This is a genomic window from Halomonas sp. (assembly GCF_033549285.1).
Classification (GTDB): Bacteria; Pseudomonadota; Gammaproteobacteria; order Pseudomonadales; family Halomonadaceae; genus Halomonas.
Map to the genome: position 1 here is coordinate 1 of NZ_JAWSUJ010000130.1, position 8,743 is coordinate 8,743.

General features: G+C 69.1%; 8 protein-coding genes. 4 read left to right on the forward strand and 4 right to left on the reverse strand.

Annotation, left to right across the window (positions count from 1 at the left end):
* Nucleotides 1-239 precede the first annotated feature (239 nt).
* Nucleotides 240-1,088 (reverse strand): pirin family protein, encoded by an 849-nt coding sequence (locus SCI24_RS19460; RefSeq protein WP_318726952.1) that lies wholly within the window; start codon nt 1,086-1,088, stop codon nt 240-242.
* Nucleotides 1,089-1,186: 98 nt separating this feature from the next.
* On the opposite strand from SCI24_RS19460, the gene SCI24_RS19465 reads away from it, so the two are divergent.
* Nucleotides 1,187-2,101 carry a LysR family transcriptional regulator gene (locus tag SCI24_RS19465; RefSeq protein ID WP_318726953.1) on the forward strand — a complete coding sequence of 305 codons (915 nt, stop codon included), beginning with the start codon at nt 1,187-1,189 and terminating at the stop codon, nt 2,099-2,101.
* A gap of 100 nt (nt 2,102-2,201) precedes the next feature.
* Nucleotides 2,202-3,206, forward strand: coding sequence for a glutathione S-transferase family protein (locus SCI24_RS19470; protein ID WP_318726954.1), 1,005 nt, complete (start codon nt 2,202-2,204; stop codon nt 3,204-3,206).
* Nucleotides 3,207-3,367: 161 nt separating this feature from the next.
* Here SCI24_RS19470 and SCI24_RS19475 read toward each other — a convergent pair whose 3' ends face one another.
* Nucleotides 3,368-3,823 carry a YaiI/YqxD family protein gene (locus SCI24_RS19475; protein WP_318726955.1) on the reverse strand — a complete coding sequence of 152 codons (456 nt, stop codon included), beginning with the start codon at nt 3,821-3,823 and terminating at the stop codon, nt 3,368-3,370.
* A 421-nt stretch (nt 3,824-4,244) separates the two neighbouring features.
* Here SCI24_RS19475 and SCI24_RS19480 point away from each other — a divergent pair, with 421 nt between their 5' ends.
* Nucleotides 4,245-5,957, forward strand: a complete 1,713-nt coding sequence (locus SCI24_RS19480) for a DEAD/DEAH box helicase (RefSeq protein WP_318726956.1) — start codon at nt 4,245-4,247, stop codon at nt 5,955-5,957.
* A 79-nt stretch (nt 5,958-6,036) separates the two neighbouring features.
* On the opposite strand, the gene SCI24_RS19485 is transcribed toward SCI24_RS19480, so the two are convergent.
* Both SCI24_RS19485 and argE read right to left on the reverse strand, forming a co-directional pair.
* The gene (locus tag SCI24_RS19485) at nt 6,037-6,789 is read right to left on the reverse strand and encodes a glutamine amidotransferase (RefSeq protein WP_318726957.1); all 753 of its coding nucleotides are present in this window, start codon (nt 6,787-6,789) and stop codon (nt 6,037-6,039) included.
* 37 nt (nt 6,790-6,826) lie between these two features.
* Nucleotides 6,827-7,981 carry an acetylornithine deacetylase gene (argE, locus tag SCI24_RS19490; RefSeq protein WP_318726958.1) on the reverse strand — a complete coding sequence of 385 codons (1,155 nt, stop codon included), beginning with the start codon at nt 7,979-7,981 and terminating at the stop codon, nt 6,827-6,829.
* A 116-nt stretch (nt 7,982-8,097) separates the two neighbouring features.
* Here argE and SCI24_RS19495 point away from each other — a divergent pair.
* On the forward strand, nt 8,098-8,743 hold a 646-nt coding region (locus SCI24_RS19495; RefSeq protein ID WP_318726959.1), incomplete at its 3' end, for a FadR/GntR family transcriptional regulator.

Here is an 8,743-nt window from a genome sequence, read left to right on the forward strand (position 1 = left end):
GGAGCCGGGTGCGTCAATTGCGCATGCCCGGATCTGAGGGGGGCCGGGTCGAGCAATCGCCCGGTCTACCCGACTAGTCTGTACATGCATACAGGAACGGCCCGTCAACCGCGCCCCTTGTGACTCGGAGGCATGGATGCAGGAGCGCGAACGCTGTTTGTTAAGTGGACATTGGACACGCCGGGACGGGGGATTTCAACCCCGGTCCGGGGTGGTGTCGTTCAGTCAGTGGGTGCCGATCAGTTGGTGAGCGTGCCGTCGCGGTAGTCCCTCAGCGCTTGCTCCAGCTCTTCGTGTGCGTTCATCACGAAGGGGCCGTAGTGGGCGATCGGCTCGCCATGGGGTTCCCCGGCCAGCAGCAGGGCCTCGGCGCCCTCGCGGCTGGTCAGCGCGAGCTGCTCGCCGCCGCCGAGCCGGGCGAGCCGGCCCTGGGGCACCGGGCTGCCGGCGATCTCGAGGCCGCCCTTGAAGACGTATACCAGCAGTGTGCTGGCCTCGGCGGCCAGCCTGAGCTCGCCCCCGGCCGCCAGCCGGGCATGGGCCACCGCACCCTGGCCGGCCAGGGCTTCCAGGGGGCCCATCACGCTCTCGCCGGCGGTGTCCTGCCAGCGCCCGCCCAGGGCGACGAGGGTGGCGTCCTGGCCGCTCAGCGTCGGCATCTCTGCGCCGCGCACGTCACGGTAGGTGGCCGGGCTCAGCTTGTCCCTGGCCGCCAGGTTCAGCCACAGCTGGAAGGCGTGGAGGCCCTGCTGGTCGGTCAGCGGCATCTCAGAGTGGATGATGCCGCGGCCGGTATGCATCCACTGGGCATCCCCGGCCCGGATGGTGCTCGAGTGGCCCATGTGGTCCTCGTGGGTCAGCCCGCCGTGGATCACGTAGGTCAGGGTCTGGATGCCGCGGTGGGGATGGGGCGGGAACCCGCCGATATAGTCATCCGGCCGGTCGGAACCGAGCTCGTCGAGCATCAGGAAGGGGTCGAGCCCTCCGCGGAAGTCGTGGATGCGCTGGATCCTGACGCCGTCGCCATCCTGGCTCGGCTGGCTGGTCACCAACTGGGCGACCTGTCGGGTAGACGGGGTGGGGGCCATGGGGTGTCTCCAATTTTGTAACGTTTGACTGGCATTTTAGGTCGGATTTTTCGAAAATTAAGCGCAACGTTTCGCTCTATTAATTCGAGGAATTCGAAATGTCCCGTGTCACCCTGGCCCAATGGCAGATGCTGGCGGCCGTGGTCGACCATGGCGGCTTCGCCCGTGCCGCCGAGGCGATCCACAAGAGCCCCTCGACCCTTAACCACGCCGTGCACAAGCTCGAGGAACAGCTCGGGGTGGCGGTGATGGAGCCGGTGGGCCGGCAGGTGCGTCTCACCGAGGCCGGTGAGCTGCTGCTGCGCCGTGCCCGTCAGCTGCTCGAGAATGCCGCCTCGCTGGAGGATGTGGCGAATCGCCTGGCCGAGGGGCTCGAGGCGGAGGTGGTGCTCGCCGTCGACCAGATCTTTCCTCCCGACGCCCTGGCCCGGGCGCTGGAGGCCTTCTCGGCGTCCTATCCCCATGTGCGCGTGCAGCTCCATGAGACGGTGCTCAACGGCGGCATCGAAATGCTCTATGACGGCAGCGCCGACCTGGTGGTCTCGGGCATCTCGGCCCAGGGCTTCCTGGGCGAGCCGCTGGTCAGGGTGCACTTCGTGGCCGTGGCCCATCCCGATCACCCGTTGCACCGCCTGGGGCGCCCGCTCGACCTGCGCGACCTCGAGCAGCACCGGCAGCTGGTGGTGCGCGACTCCGCCCTGCGCCAGTCCATGGATGCCGGCTGGCTCAAGGCGGAGCAGCGCTGGACGGTGAGCCACCTGCAGACCTCCATCGACATGCTCGAGCGCGGCCTGGGTTTCGCCTGGATTCCCGAGACTCGCCTGCGCCAGGCGCTGGCCGAGGGGCGTCTCGAGCGGTTGCCGCTGGCCGCCGGCGGCAACCGCGAGTACCCGGTGCAGCTGATCCATCGCGACCGGGACCGGGCGGGGCCGGCGACCCATGCCCTGGCCGAGGCCCTGAAGGCGGCGGTGGCGGCCTGCCCGCCGGAAGGTCCATTCGAAGCCGTCGAATGATGAAGCGCAAAACCTGCGCTTGAGCGTCGACGGTTTCGCCTTATGCTGGGTGCAACCTCGTTATCGAGCACTCGCTCACCGGCATGCAAGGAGATGACCCATGGGGCTTCTGATCGACGGCACCTGGCACGACCAGTGGTATGACACCGACAAGCACGGCGGCGAGTTTGTGCGTGAATCCGCCAAGCTGCGCGACTGGATCACCCCGGATGGCGGCGCGGGGCCCGACGGCCAGCCGGGCCTGGCCGCCGAGACGGGCCGCTACCACCTCTATGTCTCATTGGCCTGTCCCTGGGCGCATCGCGTGCTGATCATGCGCCGGCTCAAGGGGCTCGAGTCGGCCATCGGGGTCTCCCACGTCAGCCCGCTGATGCTCGACCAGGGCTGGACCTATCGCGAGGACGAGGGCTCGAGCGGAGACCCGGTCAACGGCGTTGACTTCCACCACCAGCTCTACACCCTGACCGACCCCCACTACACGGGACGCGTCACCGTGCCGGCGCTCTGGGACAAGTCCTCGGGGCGCATCGTCAACAACGAGTCCGCGGACCTGCTGAGGATGCTCAACGGCGCCTTCGACGGGCTGACCGGCAACCGCCTGGACCTCTATCCCGCGGATCTGCGCGAGACCATCGATGCCGTCAACGCCGACGTCTACGACCACATCAACAACGGCGTCTACAAGTCCGGCTTCGCCACCGAGCAGGCGGTCTACGAGAAACATGTGGTGGCGCTGTTCGAGGCGCTCGACCGCATGGAGGCGCGCCTGTCGGAGAACCGCTACCTGGCGGGCGAGTGGTTCACCGAGGCCGATATCCGGTTGTTCACTACCTTGATCCGCTTCGATGCCGTCTATCACGGCCACTTCAAGTGCAACCTGAGGCGCATCGAGGACTACCCGAACCTCGCCAACTACGTGCGCGAGCTTTACCAGTGGCCGGGCATCGCCGAGACGGTGGACTTCGATCATATCAAGCGCCACTACTACGCCAGCCACGACACCATCAACCCGACCGGCATCGTGCCCTACGGCCCGCTGCTCGACCTGGACCGGCCGCATGACCGCGACCGCCTGCCGGGCAAGGGGATCCGGGAGAAGGGGTAAGCTTCAAGCGCCGAGCACCGAGCGCTGAGCGCCAAGGTCCAAGGGCGGACCTCAGCGCACGCCAATCGCTTTGCGAGCAAAGCTCCTACGACAACCTGTCCAGAGGCTCCACATCCTGTAGGAGCGCTGCTTGCAGCGCGATCCGCCGCGAAGCGGCGGCCTCAATGTCGGGAATTCTTGGCCAGCCAGCGATCCAGCGCATTGGCGAACTCGCGGCGGTCGCTGTCGGAGTAGCCTCCGGGGCCGCCGGTATGCTCGCCGCTGGCACGTAGCGTCTCCATGAAGTCCCGCATCTGTACCCGGGCGCGGATGTTGTTCGCATCCAGTCTCTCGCCGCGGGTGGTCATCACCCCGGCGCCGCGCTCGATGGCCTCCAGGGCCAGCGGCAGGTCCGAGGTGATCAGCCGGTCGCCCGACTGGAGGCGCTCGACGATCTCGTTGTCGGCGGCGTCGAAGCCCTGGCTCACCGCCAGGCCCTTGACCCATCGCGAGGGCGGCAGCGGCACCGCATGGTTGGCCACGAACCAGGTCGGCGTGGCGGTACGCTCGGCGGCGCGCACGATGATCTCGCGCGCCACCCTGGGGCAGGCATCGGCATCGACCCACAGATTCGGCATGCAGTACTCCCGCGGGGTAGGGATCTCGAAAAGGCTGGCCAGTGGCAGTCGACGATGGTAGCATGCGCGCTCCTCGCATGTGTTGACCCCACCATCATGACGACGCCACGCTGCCCAGGCAGGTGGGCGCCGAAACGCCGGGCCCAGTGATGCAAGCACTGACCCACACGCGTTCGAATTGTGTAGATGGAGCGCCGCCGAGATCACGCCACCCGGGCGAGATCGGCGCAAACGGTCGCCACAGCGGTTCACGGGCCATCCCCGATGGCGTGGACCGAATGCCAGGTGCGACCGGCGTCCCCGACTCCGATTTCCTCATCTGACGCTCCGTTGGACGGAACCCAGATGCCTGAGCGTATTGCACGTGTCAGGGACGCCACTGAATTTCTGCCGGCCCCGTCGGCCTACCAAGGTGTGATTAATGACCTCGACTTCTGTCGCCTCGCCGAGCTTCGGCGATCTGGCCCTGCTGCCCGCCGTTCTCTCTGCCGTGGAATCCCAGGGCTACGAGACCCCGTCACCGATCCAGGCGCAGACCATCCCTGCGCTGCTGGAAGGACGTGACATGCTGGGCCAGGCCCAGACCGGCACCGGCAAGACCGCTGCCTTCGCCCTGCCGCTGCTGTCTCGCCTCGAGCTGACCCGCCGTGAGCCCCAGGTGCTGGTGCTGGCGCCGACCCGTGAGCTGGCCCAGCAGGTGGCCGTCTCCTTCAGCAAGTACGGCCAGAACCTCAAGGGCCTGGAAGTCGCGACCCTGTGCGGCGGCCAGGAGTACCGCGAGCAGCTCTCCGCGCTGCGCCGTGGCGCCCAGGTGGTGGTGGGGACCCCGGGCCGGGTCATCGATCACCTGGATCGCGGCAGCCTCAAGCTCGACGGCCTCTCCGCCCTGGTGCTCGACGAGGCCGACGAGATGCTGCGCATGGGCTTCATCGACGACGTCAAGCGCGTGGTGGCCGACACGCCGAAGGACGCCCAGCGGGTGTTCTTCTCCGCCACCCTGCCGGCCGAGATCGAGCGCATCGTCAACCGCTACCTGGTCGACCCGGTCAAGGTGGCCATCGAGTCCAAGGTCGGGACCGCCGCCAGCATCGAACAGCGCATGGTGCGGGTCGACGGAGGCGCCAAGCAGGAGGCGCTGGCGCGCATCCTCGAGGTCGAGCCGGTCGACGGTGCCATCGTCTTCGTGCGCACCCGGGCCGCCTGCACCACCCTGATGGAGCAGCTCTCCGCCCGTGGTATGAACGTCGCCAGCCTCTCCGGTGACCTGGACCAGAGCCTGCGCGAGCGCACCATCACACGCCTCAAGCGTGGCAAGATCGACATATTGATCGCCACCGACGTGGCCGCCCGTGGCCTGGATGTGTCGCGCCTGACCCACATCATCAACTACGACCTGCCCCAGGACGCCGAGGCCTATACTCACCGCATCGGCCGTACCGGTCGTGCCGGGCGCACCGGCATTGCGATCACCTTCGTCGGCTTCCGCGAGGGGCGCAAGGTGGGCTGGCTCGAGCAGGCCACCGGCCAGAAGATGACCGAGATGGCCGTGCCCGACGAGGCCGCCATCCGCGCCCACCGCGACGAGATCTTCCACCAGCGCGTGGTCGCCGCCCTGACCGCCGGTGCCGACGAGCAGCGTGCCCTGGTCGAGCGGATGATCGAGGAGGGGCATGATCCCATCGAGCTGGCCTGTGCCTTCGCGCGCATGGCGCGTGCCGACGAGGCCCCCATCGGTCGCCTGCAGGCACCGCGTGCCGAGCGCAATGACCGCAACCCGCGCGATGCCAAGCCGAAGCGTCGCAGTGATCGTGAAGACCGGGCGCCGCGCGAGGGCATGACCCGCTATCGCGTCGCCGTAGGCCACCAGGATGGCGTCAAGCCCGGCCAGCTGGTCGGGGCACTCGCCAACGAGGGCGGCATCGAGGGCAGCCGCATCGGCCGCATCGACATCCGCACCGCCTTCTCGGTGGTCGAGCTGCCGAGCTCGCTGCCGGAGAGCATCCTGAGCAAGATGGCCCGTGCCCGTGTCGCCGGTCGTCCGCTGGAGATCAGCGAGGACAAGGGCGCCCCCGAGCGTGCCCCGCGTCGTCGCCAGGATGGTGACGCGCCGATTCGCCGCCGCACCAGCGCCTGATCCCGGCCGGGCATGAGCCCGGCCCCGGAACGCAAGGTCCCCGCACCACCCGGTGCGGGGACCTTTTGCGTTCAGCGCCTCACCCGGCCTCAGGCCTGGGTGTTGCCTCGCGGGCCCTGGCCGCCAGGAGGGCGAAGCGCGTCAGCAGGCCGGTCGCCTCCGGCGTCTCGGTCACCTCGTCGATCAGGCGCTCCGGCGTCTCGCCCTGGTCCTGCAGGGCCTGCCGCTGGTGGGCGAGATAGGCGCGCATCACCGCCGGGGTGAACTCGGGGTGGAACTGCACGCTCCACTGGCGGGAGCCATGGCGCAGCGCCTGGTGCGGGTCATGGGCATTGGCCGCCAGCACACAGGCCCCGGGCGGTGTCGCGAGGACCGTCTGGGCGTGGCTCAGGTGGGCGTGGAACCTGGCCGGCAGGCCGCCCAGCAGCGGATCCCGGCGACCGGCCTCGGTCAGGGTGACCTCGCGGGTGCCGGACTCCCGGCCGGCGGGGTGGAAGTCGCTGGTGCCACCGAAGGCCGCGGCCATCAGCTGGTGGCCATAGCAGACGCCGAGCATGGTGATGTCGCGGGCACGCGCCTCGACCAGCCACGGCTTGAGCGCCTCGCTCCAGGGCTCGGCGTGGCTGACCATGGCGTGGGAGCCGGTGATCAGCAGGCCGTCGATGTCATCGAGCGCCGGCAGGGCCTCGGCGCGCGGGGCATCGAGGACCGCCACCTGGGTGTCGGCCGGCGCTGTTGCGAGGGCGCGCCGGAAGAGGGTCTCGAAGTCGCCGTGGTCGCGGGCCACGTCGGCAAAGCTGTCTCCGGTCTTGACGATCAGCAGGCGGGGCATGGGGGCTCCAGGCAGCGGTGGGCAGGGAGCCGGCATTCTACTTTCGTTGCAGCCGCTCGCCCAGTGCCGCCATGAAGGCCGCGCCCGCCTCGAGCTGCTCGATGTCGATATACTCGTCGGGCTGGTGGGCCTGGCCGATGCTCCCCGGGCCGCAGATCACCGTGGGCAGCCCCTCGCGCTGGAACTGCCCGGCCTCGGTGGCATAGGCCACGGCACCGGCAGGGCGCTCGTCGAGCAGGTCGCGGCACAGGGCGAGCACCTCGGCATTGTTGTCGTCGGCGAGTGCCGGCACCGTGGTGTTCAGCGCCTCGGTGACGATGGCGGCGTCCGACGCGCGCTTTCGCATCTCGGCCTCCAGCCCGGCCGCGGTGTCGTTCACCCGCGCGAGCAACTCCTCGAAGCGATCCGAGGGCAGGTGGCGGATCTCCCACTCGAAGCTGCACTCCCGGGCCATGATGTTGATGGCCGTGCCGCCCGCGATCTTGCCGACGTGCAGGCTCGAGTGCACCACGTTGAAGGCCTCGTCCACGCGTCCCTCGGCCCTGAGTTCGGCCATCACGTCCTCGATCCGCGTCACCAGGCGGGCGGCCACGTGGATCGCCGAGACCCCCTGGTTCACCTGGCTGGAGTGGGCGGCACGACCGGTCACCGTGGTGCGAAGGTTGGTCGCCCCCTTGTGGGCCACCACCGGGTGCATCATGGTCGGCTCCCCGACGATCACCGCCGCGGGGCGAGGGTGGTCGGCCAGCAGTCGCTCGATCATCCGCGGGGCGCCGATGCAGCCCACCTCCTCGTCGTAGGAGAACGCCAGCCAGATGGGCGTCGCCAGCGCCTGATCCACCCAGCGTGGGACCTCCGCCAGGGCGCAGGCGATGAAGCCCTTCATGTCGCAGGTGCCGCGGCCATAGAGTCGGCCGTCGCCCTTGTCGACCAGGGTGAAGGGATCGGTGGACCAGGGCTGGCCATCCACCGGGACCACGTCGGTATGGCCGGAGAGCACCACCCCGCCGGCCACGGCGGGGCCGATGCGCGCTAGCAGGTTGGCCTTGCGGCCGTCGTCGCTCTCCACCCGCCAGTGCGCCACGCCGTGGTCGTCGAGCCAGCCCTCGACCCACTCGATCAGGGCCAGGTTGGAGTCCCGCGAGACGGTGGCGAAGCCCACCAGGCGGTCGAGTATCTCGGCGGCGGTCATGATCAGGCTCCCGGGTAGCTGGTGTCGGCCAAGCCTAACACGGCTGGTCGGCCGGCTGGACGCTCCTCACCGGGCGAGGGGTGGCTTATGCTGTGGGAAAGCCGCAGGGGACGACCATGGATTCACGGGTGGAGAAGCGCGCCTCCGACGACGCGCCAAGCGGCGACCCATGCCGCAGGGGAGAGAAGCTCAGCGATCGGGTCTACGGCGACATCATCGATCGCATCATCAACCGCGACTTCGCGGAGGGCGAGCGCCTGCCCTCGGAGGAGCTGCTGGCGAGCCGCTACGGCGTGTCCCGCCCGATCGTTCGCGAGGCCCTGGCCCGGCTGCGGGACGATGGCCTGGTGCGCTCGCATCGCGGCTCCGGCAGTTTCGTCCAGCGTCGCCCCGATCGCGCCATGCTCGAGTTCGCCCCGCTGGAGAGCCTGGCGGACATCCAGCGCTGCTTCGAGTTCCGGATCGCCGTCGAGTCCGAGGCCGCACGCCTGGCGGCGCTCAAGGCCACCCGCGAGGACCGGGCGGCGCTCACGCGGGCGCTGGCGCTGCTCGAACAGCGCATCCGCGACAACGCCCTGGGGGTGGATGCCGACTTCGGCTTCCATCTGGCCATCGCCCGGGCCACCCACAACCGCTTCTTCACCGACACCCTGCTCTCGCTCGAGGCGGCGATCACCTATGGCCAGAACCTGGCACGCGGGCTGGGCCTGAGGCGCCCGGAGCACCATGTCCCGGAGGTCCAGCAGGAGCATCGCGACATCC

Coding starts and splice junctions, on each gene's coding strand:
- argE (WP_318726958.1), bottom strand. CDS start 7,981: ATGACCGCCGCCGAGATACTCGACCGCCTGGTGGGCTTCGCCACCGTC.
- SCI24_RS19480 (WP_318726956.1), top strand. CDS start 4,245: ATGACCTCGACTTCTGTCGCCTCGCCGAGCTTCGGCGATCTGGCCCTG.
- SCI24_RS19485 (WP_318726957.1), bottom strand. CDS start 6,789: ATGCCCCGCCTGCTGATCGTCAAGACCGGAGACAGCTTTGCCGACGTG.
- SCI24_RS19460 (WP_318726952.1), bottom strand. CDS start 1,088: ATGGCCCCCACCCCGTCTACCCGACAGGTCGCCCAGTTGGTGACCAGC.
- SCI24_RS19475 (WP_318726955.1), bottom strand. CDS start 3,823: ATGCCGAATCTGTGGGTCGATGCCGATGCCTGCCCCAGGGTGGCGCGC.
- SCI24_RS19465 (WP_318726953.1), top strand. CDS start 1,187: ATGTCCCGTGTCACCCTGGCCCAATGGCAGATGCTGGCGGCCGTGGTC.
- SCI24_RS19470 (WP_318726954.1), top strand. CDS start 2,202: ATGGGGCTTCTGATCGACGGCACCTGGCACGACCAGTGGTATGACACC.